This is a genomic window from Aeromonas piscicola (genome assembly GCF_000820005.1).
GTDB lineage: Bacteria > Pseudomonadota > Gammaproteobacteria > Enterobacterales > Aeromonadaceae > Aeromonas > Aeromonas piscicola.
Window position 1 is genome coordinate 16,717 of sequence record NZ_CDBL01000038.1, and the last position, 16,291, is coordinate 33,007.

At 59.9% G+C, this 16,291-nt stretch carries 11 protein-coding genes; 4 read left to right on the forward strand and 7 right to left on the reverse strand.

Going from position 1 to position 16,291, the window contains the following annotated elements:
* Positions 1-186 precede the first annotated feature (186 nt).
* From BN1128_RS08130 to cmoM, 5 genes are all read right to left on the reverse strand, one after another.
* Positions 187-573, reverse strand: a complete 387-nt coding sequence (locus tag BN1128_RS08130) for a septal ring lytic transglycosylase RlpA family protein (RefSeq protein WP_420864927.1) — start codon at positions 571-573, stop codon at positions 187-189.
* Positions 574-814: 241 nt separating this feature from the next.
* Positions 815-5,242 carry a chromosome partition protein MukB gene (gene mukB, locus BN1128_RS08135; RefSeq protein ID WP_042867487.1) on the reverse strand — a complete coding sequence of 1,476 codons (4,428 nt, stop codon included), beginning with the start codon at positions 5,240-5,242 and terminating at the stop codon, positions 815-817.
* 27 nt (positions 5,243-5,269) lie between these two features.
* On the reverse strand, positions 5,270-6,007 hold the full coding sequence (mukE, locus tag BN1128_RS08140) for a chromosome partition protein MukE (protein WP_042867488.1): 738 nt from the start codon (positions 6,005-6,007) through the stop codon (positions 5,270-5,272).
* Positions 5,988-7,307 carry a chromosome partition protein MukF gene (gene mukF / locus BN1128_RS08145; RefSeq protein ID WP_042867489.1) on the reverse strand — a complete coding sequence of 440 codons (1,320 nt, stop codon included), beginning with the start codon at positions 7,305-7,307 and terminating at the stop codon, positions 5,988-5,990. The genes mukE and mukF overlap by 20 nt, the downstream gene beginning before the upstream one ends.
* A 182-nt stretch (positions 7,308-7,489) precedes the next feature.
* Positions 7,490-8,266, reverse strand: coding sequence for a tRNA uridine 5-oxyacetic acid(34) methyltransferase CmoM (gene cmoM / locus BN1128_RS08150; RefSeq protein ID WP_042867490.1), 777 nt, complete (start codon positions 8,264-8,266; stop codon positions 7,490-7,492).
* Between the two features lie 128 nt (positions 8,267-8,394).
* Between cmoM and elyC the strand changes: the two genes are divergently transcribed.
* From elyC to BN1128_RS08170, 4 genes are all read left to right on the forward strand, one after another.
* A complete protein-coding gene (gene elyC / locus BN1128_RS08155) occupies positions 8,395-9,165 on the forward strand; it encodes an envelope biogenesis factor ElyC (protein WP_042867502.1) in 771 nt (256 codons plus the stop codon).
* Between the two features lie 135 nt (positions 9,166-9,300).
* On the forward strand, positions 9,301-10,056 hold the full coding sequence (gene tpiA, locus BN1128_RS08160) for a triose-phosphate isomerase (protein WP_042867491.1): 756 nt from the start codon (positions 9,301-9,303) through the stop codon (positions 10,054-10,056).
* A gap of 148 nt (positions 10,057-10,204) precedes the next feature.
* Complete coding sequence (pfkA, locus tag BN1128_RS08165; RefSeq protein ID WP_005326082.1) at positions 10,205-11,176, forward strand: 6-phosphofructokinase; 972 nt, start codon at positions 10,205-10,207, stop codon at positions 11,174-11,176.
* A 1,378-nt stretch (positions 11,177-12,554) separates the two neighbouring features.
* Positions 12,555-13,811 carry an amidohydrolase gene (locus BN1128_RS08170; RefSeq protein ID WP_042867493.1) on the forward strand — a complete coding sequence of 419 codons (1,257 nt, stop codon included), beginning with the start codon at positions 12,555-12,557 and terminating at the stop codon, positions 13,809-13,811.
* Positions 13,812-13,884: 73 nt separating this feature from the next.
* Here BN1128_RS08170 and yjjG read toward each other — a convergent pair whose 3' ends face one another.
* Together yjjG and BN1128_RS08180 are read right to left on the reverse strand one after the other, a co-directional pair.
* Positions 13,885-14,565, reverse strand: a complete 681-nt coding sequence (yjjG, locus tag BN1128_RS08175) for a pyrimidine 5'-nucleotidase (RefSeq protein ID WP_042867495.1) — start codon at positions 14,563-14,565, stop codon at positions 13,885-13,887.
* Between the two features lie 47 nt (positions 14,566-14,612).
* Entirely contained in the window at positions 14,613-16,085 is a 1,473-nt protein-coding gene (locus tag BN1128_RS08180) for a M17 family metallopeptidase (RefSeq protein WP_042867497.1), read from the reverse strand.
* Positions 16,086-16,291 lie beyond the last annotated feature (206 nt).

The window sequence follows — 16,291 nt, forward strand, 5'->3', positions numbered from 1 at the left end:
AACTGTCTTTATGCCAAGCAGACCAGGCACCATCAGCACCTTGAACCAGAGCGTCATCGGGGAATTCGATGGTATCGGTGGATTTCAAGACAGGTTGCATCGGCCGCGGAACTGTTTTGCAACTGATGAGCCAAGCCACTGCCAGCCTTGAAACCAATGCATTTCCAACACAGCGCCTCTTGCCCGCTACAATACCTCGACCTTGACCTTGATAAGCCCGGATCTTGTGCTGCCGATGCTGCTAAAGGCAGACCTGGAGAGATCGATGATCCGCCCGCGTTTAAAAGCACCGCGGTCATTGACCTTGACCACCACGCTCTTGCCGTTGGCGAGGTTGGTGACCCGCACCATGGCGCCAAAAGGCAACTCCATATGGGCGGCGCTATTGAGATTGTTGCGATATAGCTCGCCGCTGGCGGTCTGTTTGCCGTGATAGCGGTCGGCGTAATAGGAGGCAAGCCCGGTTTCGGTATAGCCGCGCCAGCTGCCGCCGTGGCTGTCGTCATATCGGCTGCTGCAAGCTGCCAGCAACAGGCAAAGAGATAACAGCAGCCCTTTTTGTATGTATTGCATCTTTCCCTTCATATCCGCCATGCGCTTTATCCTTGATCCCCTTGCCGGTATAGCCGGTCTTGTTATCGTCGCGTAAAACGGCCAGATCGGGATGGCCAGTAAAAGGTTCATAAACTGTCTCGCGGTTCCACACCCGAGGGCAACGCGGCTACTTTGCCATGTTTTTCAACTAAAACGGGAGGCCAAGCCTCCCGTTCATGTATTTACCCGTCATCCCATGTCCGGATGAGCCAGACGCAGGTCAGGCAATCAGCTTGTCGTCACTAAAGCCAAAGCCGCGCAGCCCCACCACATGCACATGTTCGTGCTTGCCCTGCACCTTGCGGATGAGCTTGTAGGTGGTGCCCTTCTCGGGGCTGATGTTCTCCGGCGCAGCGATAAGCAACTGCATATCCTGCCGCTCGCACAGCTCGAACAGGGTGGCGATGGATTTGCCATCCAGACGGGCCGCTTCGTCGAGGAACAAGAGGCGGCAGGGGGCGATGTCCTTGCCACGCAGACGGCGGGACTCCTCCTCCCAGCTGATCAGCACCATCAGCAAGATGGCCTGACCGGTACCGATCGCCTCGCCAGTGGAGAGCGCGCCGCTCTCGGCCCGCAGCCAGCCATCGGCACCGCGCTGCACCTCGATCTCCAGCTCCAGATAGTTGCGATAGTCGAGCAAGACATCGCCCATCACCTGATAGCTGCGATCCCCCTGCTCGGTTTGCGGGTTGAGGCGCTGGAACAGCTTGGCCATCGCCTCGGAGAAGCTGAGCTCCTTGTCGGCGAACAGATCGTTGTGCATGGCACTCTGATCCGCCAGTGCCGTCAAGAGGCGAGTGTGGGCCTCGCGGATATTGACGTTGAGGCGCACCCCGCGCACCAGACCGAAGGCGATGTTCTGCAAGCCCTGGTTGAGTACCCGGATGCGGTTCTGCTCCCGGCGTATGATGTTGGTGATCTTGGCCGCCACCTCGTGGGAGGAGAGCGACAGGTGGTTTTCACGCTGCTTGAGCTCGTCGGCGAGGCGCGCCAGCTCGATCTCCATCTCCTCGATGGCCTCTACCGGATCATCGGAGCGGATGATGTCGTTGCGGATGCGATCTTTCAGATATCGGTAGACCTGCACGTAGAAGGCGACCTTCTGCTCGGTGCTGCGATTGCCTTCCGACAGACGCAGCGCATCGCGCAGGGCCTCGTCATGGGCCACGGCAACCCGCAGGGCGCCGAGGGCCTTGTCGGACATGGAGCGCAGCTCGTCGCTGTCCAAGTAAGCCAGCTCGCGCTTGTTGAGACGCTTCTCGACGTCGGTGTCCCGTGCCAGGCGCACCACTCGCGACCAGCTCGCCTTGTGACCCACCAGGGATTTGCGAGCGCTGTAGTAATCCTTGCCCTCCAGCTTGAGGCGACCCCCTAAGGATTCAATCTCGCGCTTGGTTACCTGCAACTGGGCCTCGGCACTGGTGCGACGGGACCGGGTGCGGATGAGCAGCTCTTCGATCTCTTTCTTGTGGGCGCGGGACTTCTCTTCCATGTCGTCCGACAGCGTCAGCCCCATGGCCGCCAGCTCCTGCTCGAACTCGCTCAGGGTCTGGCGCTTGGCCGAGGCGCTGGAGTCGAGCGCGGTGCGCAGTTGCAACGCTTCTGTGTGACGCTGGGCAATCTGCTTGTGCTGCTCCCCTGCGGTGCGGGCCGCCAGCTCGGCAGCTTTAAGCTTCTCTTTGAGCCGCTCGCTCATCTCGGAGGCCTTGCCAAGCAGGTCTTGCGCATCCTGATAGGCAAAGTGCGGCAAGCGGGCCACCAGCTGATCGAGGGCATAGCAACGGCGCTTCTGCTCGGCCAGCAATTCGCTCGTCTCGTCGAACGCGGCCTGCAGGGCGGCAAGATCCTGCGGATCCTGACGCAGCACCTGCACCATGGCTTCAAGCTTCTCAAGCGCCTTGCCGTGCTTGGCGATAAAGGCTTCGGCCTGTTTCAGGGCTTCCACATCGGCGTGGGCCGCCTCGAGACGGGCCGCCAGGTCTGTCTCGGCAAACAGGTGGGCAAAGGGCAACATCCCCTGCACCAGCTGGATATGGCGAGTCAGCTGGGCGGCGGCCGCTTTGGCCTCGGCCAGCTGCTTGTCGCACTCGGCTATGGTTCCTTGCAGCGTGCGCAGTTCGGCCTGTTTGGTCTGCACCTGACTTTCAGGGTCCGGCAGGAAGGCGATATCCAGATGCTGGCCGATAAAGTCGCGGAAGTGGCCGTAGAGGCGGTGATACTTCTGCTGCTCGAAGGCGGCCTTGGCGTAGCCCTCGATCAGATTTTCCCGCTCGAGATCGAGCTGCTCGATCCGTTTTTCCCGGGCGGCGCGACCAAACAGCGGCAGCTCGGGATAGCGGGAGAAGCGCACCTGACGCTTGCTGGTGCGCACCAGCACGGCGTCCCCCAGCTCGTCCGCTTCCACCAGATCCTCGTCAAAAGAGTCGGGGTTGCCCTGAATGAGGTAGATATCTTCCGGGCAATCTTCCAGCTTTTTCAGCCGCTCGATGGCGCCCTCAAGGTCGAGCACCACCAGGGCGCTGCGGGCCGGGCCGTACAGTGCGGAGTAGTAAGGGGCATCGTCGATGGAGATGTCGTCATAAACATCTGAGAGCAGTACGCCCCCCACCTGCTCGGCGATGCGGGCCAGACGCGGATCGGCCTCGCCAGCCCCCAGCTGCAGGTTGCGAATTTGCAGCTCCAGCGCCTGTTTCTGCGCCGCGATGCGATTGCTCTCCTGCTCGAACTCCCGCTCCTTGTCGAGCACGGTCTGCATGCCGGAAGAAAGTTCTTCGGCAGTGGCCAAGGCCAAGCCACTCTGCTCGCGCAGCTGCTCGAGCTTTTCAAAGGATTTGAGCCAGCGCGGGGCCAGCTTGGTGAGCTCCGCAATATCGCGGCCCAGCTGGACGCCCTGATGCTCCAGGCTGGCGCGACGCTGATTCGCCTCCGCCTGCTGCTCGGAGAGCTCCTCCTGACGGGTACGCTGAGCTTCGAGGAAGATCTCCAGCTCGTCTTGACTCGCGATCAGTTGGCCAGAGGCCTGCTGCAACTCGTCACGCAAGCGCAGCAGCGCCTGCTGGCTTTCGCTCTCTTTCTCGAGGCGAGCCAGCGCGGCGCGCAGCCCCTGCCCCTGCGCGATGCGGGCCTTGTCTTCGATATGACGCTTGAGCAGCGCCTGCGCCGTAGGCCAGGCGGCCTCGCGGGCGGTTTCAGGGGCAATATTCAACAGCAGCGTCAGCGCGGCCTGATGTTCGGCTACCGCCGCCTTGGCCAGTGCCAGCTGCTGCTCGGCCCCCAGCATCCGGCTGGTGAGGCTCTGTTCGGCGGTGCGGAACTGGTGCAGGGTGTCGCTCGCCTGTTCAGCGGTCAGCCCCGGCAGTTCACACTGCGCGCGGGCATTTTCCAGCGCCTGCACCGCCTGACGGTACTGGATGGCGCGGGTCTGCTGAATGTCCAGTGCCTGCTGGTAGTCGGCCAGCTGGGTCTTGAGGCTGTCTACCTCTGCCTGCGCCAGCTCCTTGCGCTCTTCCACTTCCAGCAGCTGACCGTGGATCTCCTCCACGATCGCCTGCTGCTGCTCGAGCTTGTCGACAAGCTCCGCCAGATCGGCGCGATACATATCTATCTTCTTTTGCAGAGCAACGGCGGCCATCACCTTGGCCAGGTGTTCGGCGGCAGATTCCAGCTCATCGGTCAGCAGCTTCTCGCGGTTGGTGAGCTGCTCCACCTCGTCGGCCAGATAGATGGCGCGCTGACGCTCTTCGGCCAGAATGCGGCGCTTCTCCGCCAGCTCCTGACGGGCTTTCAGAGCCAACTCGGAGAGACGGTTCTTCTCGGCGGCGTTGCGCACATAGTCGGCCGCCACATAGTGGGTGGTCTCGGTGATCAGGTTCTTGAACAGATCCCGCTGGCCTTGGGTCTCTTTGATCGCTTCCAGCGTGCGGCGGTTTTCATAGATGGCCGCCTCCATGTCCTGGAACGCCTTGCGCACGCCAGAGTTCTCCGGCAGCAGGTATTCGCGCAGGGATCGGCTGATAGAAGAAGAGATACCGCCGTAGAGGGAGGCTTCGATCAGGCGATAGAATTTGCCGCGATCTTTTTGATCTCGCAGCTTTTTCGGGGTGATACCGAACTCAAACATGAAGTTGTGATAGTCGGTCACCGTATTGAACTTGGCGACCTTCAGCGCCCCCAGCTCGGCAGCGGCCCCTTTCAGATCGGCAAAGGCACGAATACGACCCTTGCCGCCATCGAGTTTCTCCAGCAGCAGATCCGTGGGCGACAGGTTTTCTGGCACATCCACCAGGGCGAACGGGGTGATGTTGACCTTGTTGTCACGGTTTTGAATCTGCTCCAGGTGCACGCCGACCCAGATCCGTTGTTCGCGGCTGTTCATCACCTCGAGCACAGAGTAACAGGAACCCCGTTGCAGCTTGCCGTAGAGCCCCTTGTCGCGCGAAGCACTGGAAGAACCCGCTTCCGTGGTGTTGCGAAAATGCAGCAGAGACTGGTCAGGGATCAACGCTGCGATGAAGGCCGCCATGGTGGTGGATTTGCCCGCCCCGTTACCGCCGGAGAGCGTCGTCACCAGCTGGTCGAGATCGAAGGTGCGGGCGAAGAAGCCGTTCCAGTTGACCATGGTCAGGGATTTGAATTTGCCTCTCACGACTTTGCCTCCATCTGGGCCTTGGATTTAACGCGGCAGGTCATCTTCAACCTCCAGTTCAAGCTGTTCTTCATCGAGATCCGCTTCAATGTCTTCAAACAGCGAATCGCTGCTCGGCATCTCGTCGTCGTGGAAGATGGCTTCACCTTCCTGGATCATCCGTAGCTGCACGGCGCGCGGATCTTCGTCGGAGCGCACGTCGGCGGCAAAGCGGAACACGGATTCGTTGACCCGGAATTTGTCGCTGTTGCCAAGGGCGGTGATCATGCCAAGGCGACGCAGGCGACGCATGGAGGTGCGGATCTTCTCGAGCAGCTTCTTCTTGTCCAGATCGGTACCGCCGGAGCGGCTGTTGACCATCCGCAGCAGCTGCTTCTCGTCAGCCAGGCTCAGCACCTCTTCTTGCAGCTCGCCCATGGTGAACACCCCTTCCGAGGCGAGCCGGTCCGGGCTTAAGAACAGGTAACAGAGCACCTTGCCCACCAGCATATCGAGCTCGGAGAGCACTGTGGTGCCAATGTCGGCGCTGGGGCGTGGACGCAGGTAGAAGAAGCCCTCCGGCGCCTTGATGAGTTCCACCTGATAACGGCCGTAGAAGATCTCCAGCTCGTTGTGGTACTCCACCAGCGCCGAATGCTGTTCGAAATCGTCGGCACTGATGTGACGGCCCGAACGCAAGGCGGTATCGATGCGCGGAAACAAGGGGTTGGCGATGGCCTCTGCGAGTCGCAGCGGCAAGGGAAACTCAGTATTGATCAATGACATAGGCCTGAACCTTGGATCCAGCTTGGTTAATGGGTTTCCATGCGGGTTGGTGGTGCAGCTCGCGCTCACCGCTGGCATGGCCCAGGCGCACGGCCTGGTCGATCAGAAGACGCGCCACATCGAAATGGGCGTGAGCCGGGTAATCCAGCAGGTATTCGCGCAGCACATCGGCCACATCCAGCTGATGGCCCTGCTCGGGATAGCGGGCCAGGTAGCGCTCGATGCGCTCGGCCAGCGCCTGGTTGATGTCCACCATCTCCATGTACTCCATCTCGAGGGGCACCTCGCCGGTGACCTCTTCATCGTGGATGGCAATGGTTTCATCCCGCAGCTCCAGCAGACGGGGTTCCTCGGCGATGCGCAGCTGCCAGTTATGCTGCTCGAAATTGCGAATGGAGTCGCGTAGCCGCTGGCTGAAAGCGCGGTTCTTGTCCATGTCGATGGCGTTGCGGATAAATTTGTGGACGTGGCGATCGTAACGGGACCAAAGTTCGATGCACTGCTGGCCCCAGCTGGTGATGACGTCAAGCCGTCCCTGCAGGGCATGGGTCAACTCCTCGACGTGGAACAGATCGTCGCGCCCCTGAGCCACTTCCTGAATGTTGAGCAGCCCCGCCTGCAGACGGTGGCCGGCGGCGTCCAGGGTGTCTTGCAGCTCGCGCAGGGTCTGGCCTGTCTCGTGCAACAGTTTTTCGCAACTGTGGATGGCATCGACCCAGTTCTGGGTCAGCAGGGCCGCTATCTCACTCTTGACCTGATTCTGCTGCTCGTCCATGGCGCGCTGGGTCAAGTCGATACGACCGAGCGTCTCTTCCAGCGAGAAGGTGAGCCGTGGCAGCACCTCTGCATCCCACTGCTCGCGGGTGTTGGTCTCGAGCGCCGCCTTGCGGGCGGTGTCGAGCTCGGCCGCCAGGTGTTCGAGCAGGATGGAGAGCTTGATGGAGTCGACCTGGCGCTGATCCATGAAGAAATCGACGATCCCCATCCCCAGCCGCGACAGGCGATAGAGGCTCTCCCCCGCCACCATATCGGTGTTGAAGCGCGACAGCAGCTGCTGGCGAATGAGATCGTTGATGGCGTTGTTGGCGCGACCTGTGAGGGTCTCGTCCATCTGGCCAAAGGCGTTGCTGACATAGCCGAAGGCATCGTGCAGCGCCGCTTCCGACAAGTCCGATTCATCTTCGGACAGGGTCTTGATTGCAATCAGAAAGGCCAGCCGGTCGGTAGGCAGGCTCAACGCCAACCCCTCCTGCCTGACCCAACCCACCATCTCGGGCAGGGTACGGGATGTACTCATCATGACGTTGTCATCTCGTTGTTGTAATTGAGCGCGAAGGCTCGCGCACGGCTACATCCGGTAGCATCAAAAAAGTCACTTCACATCGGGCATTCGCTGGCAGGGTGTTACGCCATCATATGGATACATTGACCCAGGGACTGCAAACAAGGGAGCAGCCCCCGGTCAACCAACTCGCCGACCCATCAGCTGGCTGGTTTTTGCGCCATCACATGGATATAGCGACCCAGGGAGATAAAGGGTTCCTGGCGGCAATATTGCTGCTCCATGGCCAGCAGATCATCGAATTTCTCGACCTGATCCTGCTTGTGGCGCATGTAGTCGTGGATGACCCGCACCCCTGTCTTGCCGATGATCTTGAGCCCCCCTCGCCCAATCCAGTCGTACACCTGCTCAGGCAACTGCGGATTGGTGGGGGTCAGGGCGGTCTGGCGCTTCTTGCGCAGGCCGAGGCGCACATAGTCGAAATTGCCCACCACCAGGCTCTGAAACAGCAGGCCATGACGGTTGTAAAAAAGCAGCGACAGTATGCCCCCTGCATTGACGAAAGGGAACAGACCGAGCAAGGTCTGGCGCGGCTCGGCGAGCCATTCCAGCACGGCGTGACAGAGCACCAGATCAAAGGTGCCGGTCACCTGGCTCTTGAGATCCTGAATGGGGCACTGGATGAGACGAATTCTGTCTTCCAGCCCCTTTTCAGCGATCTGGACCCGTGCAAGTTCAAGCATTTCGGCAGAGAGATCGCACAGCTCCACCTGATGACCCATGGCCGCCAGCTTCTGGGCAAAATAGCCAAATCCGCCCCCCGCATCGAGGATGCGCAGCGGCCGGTTGCCAAGACGAGCCAGGCAGGCTTCGATGTCGCTCCACACCACAGTGGTGCGAATGCGCCCCTTGGTGGAGTCATAAATGTTGCGAGCGAACTTGTCGGCGCGCCCGTCAAAACTCTGATCTTGCTTCAAGACACACTCAACTTTTGGCCGCAGGGTTGGGCCTGACGAAAAAAGAGGGGTATTCTGTCACATCCCGAATTTGCTGAAAACTCAAGGACGACATCCCAGTGTTTGAGATCAACCTGTTTGCCGCCAACTTGTTTGTTATCAAGAAATGGCTAGGCCAATTGCTGATGCCGCTGCCCTTTTCCCTCTCCCTGTTGCTGCTGGCGCTCTTGCTGCTCTGGTTCACCCGTTTTCAAAAAACCGGCAAGCTGCTGGCCACCTTCTCGCTGCTCATTGTGGCACTGATGGGGATGCGGCCGGTGAGCTACGAGCTGGCCCGCCCGCTGGAGCAGACCTTTCCACCCTTTGAGATAAACCAGCACCCGGATATAGCGGCCGTTGTGGTGCTGGGCAACGGCCATGTGAGCGATCCGGCGCTGCCCGAACGCGCCTGGCAGAACAATATAGCCCTCGCAAGAACCCTGGAGGGCGTACGGCTGGCAGAGGCTTACCCGCAAGCGGAGCTCATCTTCTCCGGTTATGTGTCCGGAGATCCCCTCTCCAACGCCGAGGTCAATGCCCGCATGGCGACGAGCCTCGGCATTCCCCGCTCGCGAATGACGTTGTTTGAAAACAACAAAGACACCCACGACGAGGCCGTCAGCATCAGCCGTTATCTCAAGGGCAAGCGAGTGGCGCTGGTCAGTTCGGCCACCCACCTGCCACGGGCCATGGCGCTCTATCAGGGACAGGGACTCGATGCGGTGCCGGCTCCTACCGACTACACAGCCAAGCAGAGTCAGGTGGCGCAACCCCTCTACAGCTACCTGCCGAAGGGGCGTTATCTGATGTATTCCGAGGCTGCCATTCACGAATGGATTGGGGTATGGTGGGCCCGTTTGCGAGGGCAGGTTAACGATTGAGCAATCGAGCCTTTCATTCCTGATTTGGATCAGGAAAGCGAAAAAAAATTACGTCATTTGCCGCCGGGTCAGCTATCTTGGGCTCGGTTCAATTCATATAATGTCGCGCAATCAAATGCCTAGGAGATATACAAGATGAGACAGCACCTGGTAATGGGTAACTGGAAACTGAACGGCACCAAAGCTTCTGTCGAAGCTCTGATCAAAGGACTGACTCCGGCTGCTGCCGCTCATCCTTCTGTGCAAGTCGCCGTCTGCCCGCCGGTTATCTTTTTGGGTCTGGTTGAGCAGCTGACCGCCGGCAGCAAGATTGCCTACGGTGCCCAGAACGCCGACGTTCACGAGTCCGGCGCCTTCACCGGCGAGAACGCCCCCTCCATGCTCAAAGCCTTCGGTTGCACCTACTCCCTGGTCGGTCACAGCGAGCGCCGTACCCTGCACGCAGAGAGCGACGACGTGGTAGCCGCCAAGTACGAAGCCATCCAGAAAGCTGGCCTGGTGCCGGTACTGTGCATCGGTGAGACGCTGGAACAGTTCGAAGCCGGCGTGACCAAGAACGTGGTTGAGACCCAGCTGAAAGCCGTCATCGACCGTTGTGGCATCGCCTCCTTCAGCAACGCCGTGGTTGCCTACGAGCCGGTATGGGCCATCGGCACCGGCAAGACTGCCACGCCGGAAATCGCCCAGTCCGTCCACGCTCACATCCGCCAGTACCTGGCCGGGTTTGACGGCGCCGTGGCTGCCAAGGTACAGATCCTGTACGGCGGCTCCGTCACTGGCGCGACCGCAAGCGATCTGTTCGGTCAGCCGGACATCGACGGTGGCCTGGTGGGTGGTGCGTCCCTGAAAGTGGACGACTTCTCCCAGATCATCGCTGGCGCAGCCAAGTAAGCTGTTGCCCAGGAGGGGGCACTTGCCCCCTCCAGCATATCGCTTTTCCTATGGCGGCCCCCGCATCCCATACGAAAGCCGATATAGTCAATGTGGCTTATCTCATTTTCAAAACTTCGTATTAGACAACTCAGATCCAGAGGCACTCATGACCAAACAAATCAAACGTATTGGTGTTTTGACCAGTGGTGGTGACGCACCGGGTATGAACGCAGCCATCCGCGCAGTGGTGCGCGCCGGTCTGCACCATGGCCTGGAAGTTTACGGCATCTATGATGGCTATCTCGGTCTGCATCAGGACAGGATCGTCAAGCTGGAACGTCACAGCGTCTCCGACGTGGTCAACCGCGGCGGTACCTTCCTGGGTTCCGCCCGTTTCCCCGCTTTCAAAGACCCGAAAGTGCGCGCCGAAGCGATCGAAAATCTGAAAAAACACGGTATCGACGCCCTGGTGGTGATCGGTGGTGACGGCTCCTACATGGGTGCCAAGAAGCTGACCGAGGAGGGTTTCCCCTGCATCGGCCTGCCGGGCACCATAGACAACGACATCGCCGGTACCGACTTCACCATCGGCTTTGACACCGCCCTGAACGTGGTGGTTGACGCCATCGACCGTCTGCGCGACACCTGCAGCTCCCACCACCGCATCTCGGTGGTCGAGATCATGGGCCGCCACTGCGGCGATCTGGCCATGTCTGCCGCCGTTGCCGGTGGTGCCGAGTACGTGATAGTACCGGAAGTGGCCTTCGACAAAGAGAAACTGCTGCAGCAGATCAAAGAAGGCGAGGCCAAAGGCAAGAAACACGCCATCATCACCATCTGTGAGCACGTCACCGACGTGAATGCCCTGGCCAAGGACATCGAAGCCATGACAGGCCGCGAGACCCGCGCCACCATACTGGGCCACATCCAGCGTGGCGGCTCGCCCACCGCGCGCGATCGCATCATGTCCAGCCGCATGGGAGCCTTCGCCGTTGAACAGCTGCTGGCCGGTCAGGGTGGTCGCTGCGTCGGGATCCAGGGCAACGAGATGGTGCACCACGACATCATCGACTGCATCGAGAACCTCAAGCGCCCGTTCGATCAGGAGCTGTACGATCTCTCCACCACCCTGTTCTAAGCGCCCGTCGCTTGCTCAGCAAGTTGTGACAAAAAACCCTCCACTGGAGGGTTTTTTTATGCACGTCGTGTGCCCGACAACGGACGGAACCGGCATCTGTACAGGCGTCCTCTCTCTTGCTGCGCCCTCTGCTGCGTTGTTTTTTCCCCAGGTCTTGTCGCCATACAGGGGAGCGGCTCACCTCCTGCCCCCTGGATGGTCAGCGACAGCCCTCTCGCCATAGGCGAATGGGCGCGGGTTCCTTGCCAAGGTTTCGCAGCTCACACCTCACGGCATCCCGGGTATGCCGACTGGGGGGATTGCCTTATCTATATCGGGCGCAGGGTCAGCACCCGGACCTTTTCTCATCACAGCTGGCCGCCGGTGGCATGACATTACTCATCGCTAACAGAGCCATCGTCATCCCGGGGACGCCACATCAGCTATTTCAGCCACTGGCAATGCCGTCTCGATGGGATCTGATGTCGGGGCACACAGGCGCATGGTATGAGAAAAATCTGAGCCCCGCACAGGGGCCGTCATTCGTCCCTCCTCAACGGCAAGCCCTTCTTCATGTTCGCCATTTTTTGCGCGTGACTGAGAAGCGAGTGCAGCACCAGCTCCCTGAAAGAGGCGCCCTATCAGGCGTCGAGGTAAAAGATACGACAAAAAATGGATGCACTCTTCAAATTCAGCCAAGGGACAAGCCAACCTGCTTTCGGCGACATTTTCAGACGCTAGAGAGGGGCTTTAAAGCGGATTAAATTTCAATGGCCCCAGAAAAGCTCCATACAAAACCCACTAAAAAATTGACACAAATAAACCCTAACATTATGAATTTTATAAATTTATACCATATACACAGAACACGTATCGGTATCACAAAGAAGGACAGATGATAAAACAGACGCCAAAATGCAAAAATGAGGCTTTAGACACATCAAGCACCTAATTTGCCATATAAATACATTTTACTATTGTTTTACCGCACAGTTATGGTATCTTGGTCCCATCAACAGTCAGCCAAGGGAGACAAAATATGAAAGAGTTTGTTGTTACTGCCGTTTTTACCGTGTTCTTCACTCTGGTTGCCGTCTCTCTGCCGTCGCTGTCACAGCTTTGAGCCGGTTAGTCATCCAGAATTATGTATTGCTGAATGACAGCCACAGCCCAGGCGCTGACTAATTCACCACTCTCTGTCTTTTTTGGCTGTTTCACCCAGCGTGATACCGAAAGCCTTATTTAGAACTGGTTGATGCACACTATATAAGCTGCATGTCACTGCCACCGTCCACAAGGGGAGCCTCATAGCTCCCCTTGTTGCATTTGCCGCTCCGGGATTTACTCTTGCTCCCCTGCCCGTCACAATATCAGCTGGACTCGCCATGCAGGAATTACCATGACCCAAGATGCTCTACGCCAGTGGCGTCGTGATCTTCATCGTCTGCCGGAAGCGGCCTGGTGCGAATTTCGCACCAGCTCCCTCATCGCACACCATCTTTCTGAACTCGGTTTCTCCGTCATGCTGGGTGACAAGCTGCTGGCCAGCAACCTCATCATGGGACGGGAGGTAGACGTACAAGCCCAGAAGGAGCGCGCCCTGCGTCAGGGGGCGCATCCCGACTGGCTGGCCCGCATCGAAGAGATAACGGGTGTGATGGGCGTGTGGGACAGCGGTCGTCCCGGCCCGACCCTGGCCTTTCGCTTCGATATCGATGCGGTAGAAGTCGATGAGAGCCAGGATGAACTGCATCCCCCCAGTCAGGAGGGGTGGCGGTCTCGCAATGCCGGCTGGATGCACGCCTGTGCCCACGACGGTCATACCGCCATCGGGCTGGTATTGGCCGAGCGGATCGCCGCTCTGGCAGAGCAACTCAACGGCCGCATCAAGCTGTTCTTCCAGCCTGCCGAAGAGGGGTGCCGCGGTGGCAAGGCACTGGCGGCCGGCGGTCAGCTCGACGATGTGGATGCCCTGCTGGCGCTGCACATCGGCATTCATGCCAACAGTGGCGAGCTGGTGGTCAATCCCACCGAGTTTCTCTGCTCCACCAAGTTCGATGTGGAGTTTATGGGGCGCGCCGCCCATGCTGGTCTTGAACCCAACGCGGGCAGCAATGCGCTGGCGGCAGCCTGCACGGCGACCACCGCCATGCTCGGTATTGCCCGCCACCGCGATGGCATGACCCGCATCAACGTGGGCCAGCTCAGCGGTGGCAGCGGTCGCAACGTGATCCCGGGCCATGCCCGCCTGCAGGGGGAGACCCGCGGTGCCACCCCGGCGCTTAACGACTACATGTTCAGCCAGGTACAGCAGATAGTGGAAGGGGCCGCCATGATGCAGGGTGCCACCTACCTCATTCGCAAGCAGGGGGAAGCCATCGGCATCGAGAACAGCCCGGCCCTGCTCGAGGAGATAGTGCCGCTTGCGCAGGCGCTCAAACTGGAGACCATCCACACTCGCCGCTTTGGCGCCAGCGAGGATGCGGGCTTTCTCATCGAGCGGGTGCAGCGGAGCGGCGGCGAAGCCGCCTACCTGATCCTGGGGGCCAATCTGGCGGCGCCTCATCACCATCCGGAGTTCGACTTCGACGAAGCCGTATTGGAACACGGGGTCGCCCTGCTCGAATCCTGGCTGCTCAGCCGCCTGGGTACCTGATAGATGACAAGATCACAAAAGGCAGCCCTATGGCTGCCTTTTTTGTTGCTGGCGAGCGGCTCGCCGCCTTGGCTTACTGCCCCAGCACTATGGTGGAGAGGTGGGCGAAGTGGTGGATCTCGTGGGTCGCCTCGCACTCGGTATCGTGGCGGGCCGGGTTGTACCAGCAGGTGGCCAGCCCCTGCGCCGCGGCACCGGCTATATCGGTCTTGGGGTTATCTCCCACCATCAACACCCGCGCCGGGCTCGGCTGCCCCATCAAGGCCAGGGTATGCTGAAAAATGGCGGCAGCCGGCTTGGTCACCTGCACCTCGTCCGAGATAACCAGCGGCTCGAACCAGTCGATCCAGCCCAGTTTGCTGAGGCGGCCCCGTTGCGGCAGGCTGAAGCCATTGGTGATGATCCCCATCCGCACTCGGCCTTTGAGGGCCTGCAGTGTCTCCAGCACCCCCTCCAGCGGCACGCTCAGGGCGATGATCTGCTGCAAGAAAGTGTCATTCATCGCCATGGGTGCCACATCCACCTGCTCGGCAAACAGAGTGAAACGGGTCTGCTGCAGGTGGGCCGCATCTATCTCGCCCGAGTTGTACTGCTGCCACAGCCTGTGGTTCAGTGCGTGATACTCCGCCATCTTGGGGGGCGTCGGCGTCACACCATAGAGCTGCAGAGTCTGCTCCAAGGCCTGGGCGACCGGGAAATCGAGCAGTGTTTCGTCCAGATCGAACAACACCCAGTCATAACTTGGTACTTTCACGGGATCCCCTACTGTTCTTGTTCAACGAGTGCCTGTTCATAAGAGCCTCAGCGGCGGCCCAGCGAACTGGCGAGCAACTCCAGCGTCAGCCTGACCCCGAATCCGGTCACTTCGCTGCTGACCACGCCATTGCCCCCCTTGCTGCGAAAACCGCTCAAATCGAAGTGCAGCCAGGGGATCTGGGCAGGCACGAAGCGGTTGAGAAAACGGGCTGCATCGATGTGATCCGGCGACGCGCCCGGCGCACACTGTAACAGATCGGCCCACTCGCTATCGAGGTTGTCATCGTAGTCTTCATCGAGTGGGAACGGCCAGACTCGCTCACCGCTGCGCTGGCCCAAGCTTATCAGCTCACCGAACCATTGGGGGCGGTTGGTAAAAGCGCCGCTGTAACGGCTGCCCAGCGCCCGCTTGCAGGCCCCCGTCAGAGTGGCGTAATCGATCAGCAGATCCGGATTGTCCTGCACCGCCATGCAGAGGGTATCCGCCAGCACCATGCGCCCCTCGGCATCGGTATCCACCACCTCTATGGTGGTGCCGTTGAGTGCCGTTACCACCTCCCCCGGCCGGTAAGCGAGCGGGCCTATGTGGTTCTCGGCGATAGCGAGCCAGCAGTGCACCTCGTAGGGCAGCCGGGCGCGGCTGATCGCATAGAGGGCGCCCAGTGCCACGGCGCTGCCGCCCATGTCCAGGTGCATGCCATACATGCTGCCGGCGACCTTGAGGTTGTAGCCGCCCGAATCGTGACAGATCCCCTTGCCCACCAAGGCTATCCGGCGCACCGGATTGGGCGGGCAGTAGCTGAGCTTGACCATGGCGGCCTGGTTGTCTTCCGAGCCTCTCGCCACAGCAATGAAGGCGCCGGCTCCCCGTTCGGCCAGTTGGGCCTGATCATACTCGTGCCACTGCCAGCCTTCGACCTGGGCCAGCTGACGAGCCCACTCCCGATAGCTGCGGGCGGTGAGATCAGAGGCCGGCGATACCGCCAGATGCCGCGCCATGCCATTGCCTTCGGCCTCGGCATAGATCCGCGCCAGATCCAGCACGCAACGCGGCGACACCGCAATCTGTTGATAGCGCCACTCATTCTCGGCACGATGTTTGTGACTCGGCAGCGGCACATTGGCCGCCAGCAGGCAGGCCAGCGCCAGCTCGGCCAGCTGCGCCCTGTCCCCCTCGTCAAACCCTTCCAGATGCAGCCCCATTCGCTCAATCTTGAGTCCGGCCAGCGGGGCTATCCAGGATCTAGCCTGTTTATAGAGGGCGTGATCCCGGGTCGGATGGGCTCCGATGAAGATCACCAGTTGCAGGCTGTTGTGCTGTACCAGGCTGAAGGGCGCCTTCTGCCCCAGCGCTATCTGGGTTGCCACGGCGGCAAACTCCGGCCTGGACAGAACAGAGTCGCGCAGATCTTCGGCGACAAGCAGCAAGTTGGCTGAGAGCCCGTTGCCCATAACCTGGCTCAGGGTGGCATCCTGAATATCGATCTGGGGGGGGAGATAAGTAAACTTTTGCATCATTGGGCAGGGGCCTCGTCCATGAAGAGATATCACTGATGATACCCAACAAAGCGCGGTGGCGACCAGATTTGCACTTGAAAATCAATATCAAGCGTGATTATGCGTACATATGACGAGCGACCGGAAACGGCGCGAAACATAACGAGGGGAAAACAAGAGGAAAAACAAAATGGAGAAACAGAAGAAAGTTGGTTGCGGGGGCCAGA

Excerpts from the sequence above, each read along its gene's own strand:
- BN1128_RS08180 (WP_042867497.1), bottom strand. The coding sequence starts at position 16,085 with ATGATGCAAAAGTTTACTTATCTCCCCCCCCAGATCGATATTCAGGAT.
- BN1128_RS08170 (WP_042867493.1), top strand. The coding sequence starts at position 12,555 with ATGACCCAAGATGCTCTACGCCAGTGGCGTCGTGATCTTCATCGTCTG.
- BN1128_RS08130 (WP_420864927.1), bottom strand. The coding sequence starts at position 573 with ATGCAATACATACAAAAAGGGCTGCTGTTATCTCTTTGCCTGTTGCTG.
- mukE (WP_042867488.1), bottom strand. The coding sequence starts at position 6,007 with ATGTCATTGATCAATACTGAGTTTCCCTTGCCGCTGCGACTCGCAGAG.
- mukF (WP_042867489.1), bottom strand. The coding sequence starts at position 7,307 with ATGATGAGTACATCCCGTACCCTGCCCGAGATGGTGGGTTGGGTCAGG.
- tpiA (WP_042867491.1), top strand. The coding sequence starts at position 9,301 with ATGAGACAGCACCTGGTAATGGGTAACTGGAAACTGAACGGCACCAAA.
- pfkA (WP_005326082.1), top strand. The coding sequence starts at position 10,205 with ATGACCAAACAAATCAAACGTATTGGTGTTTTGACCAGTGGTGGTGAC.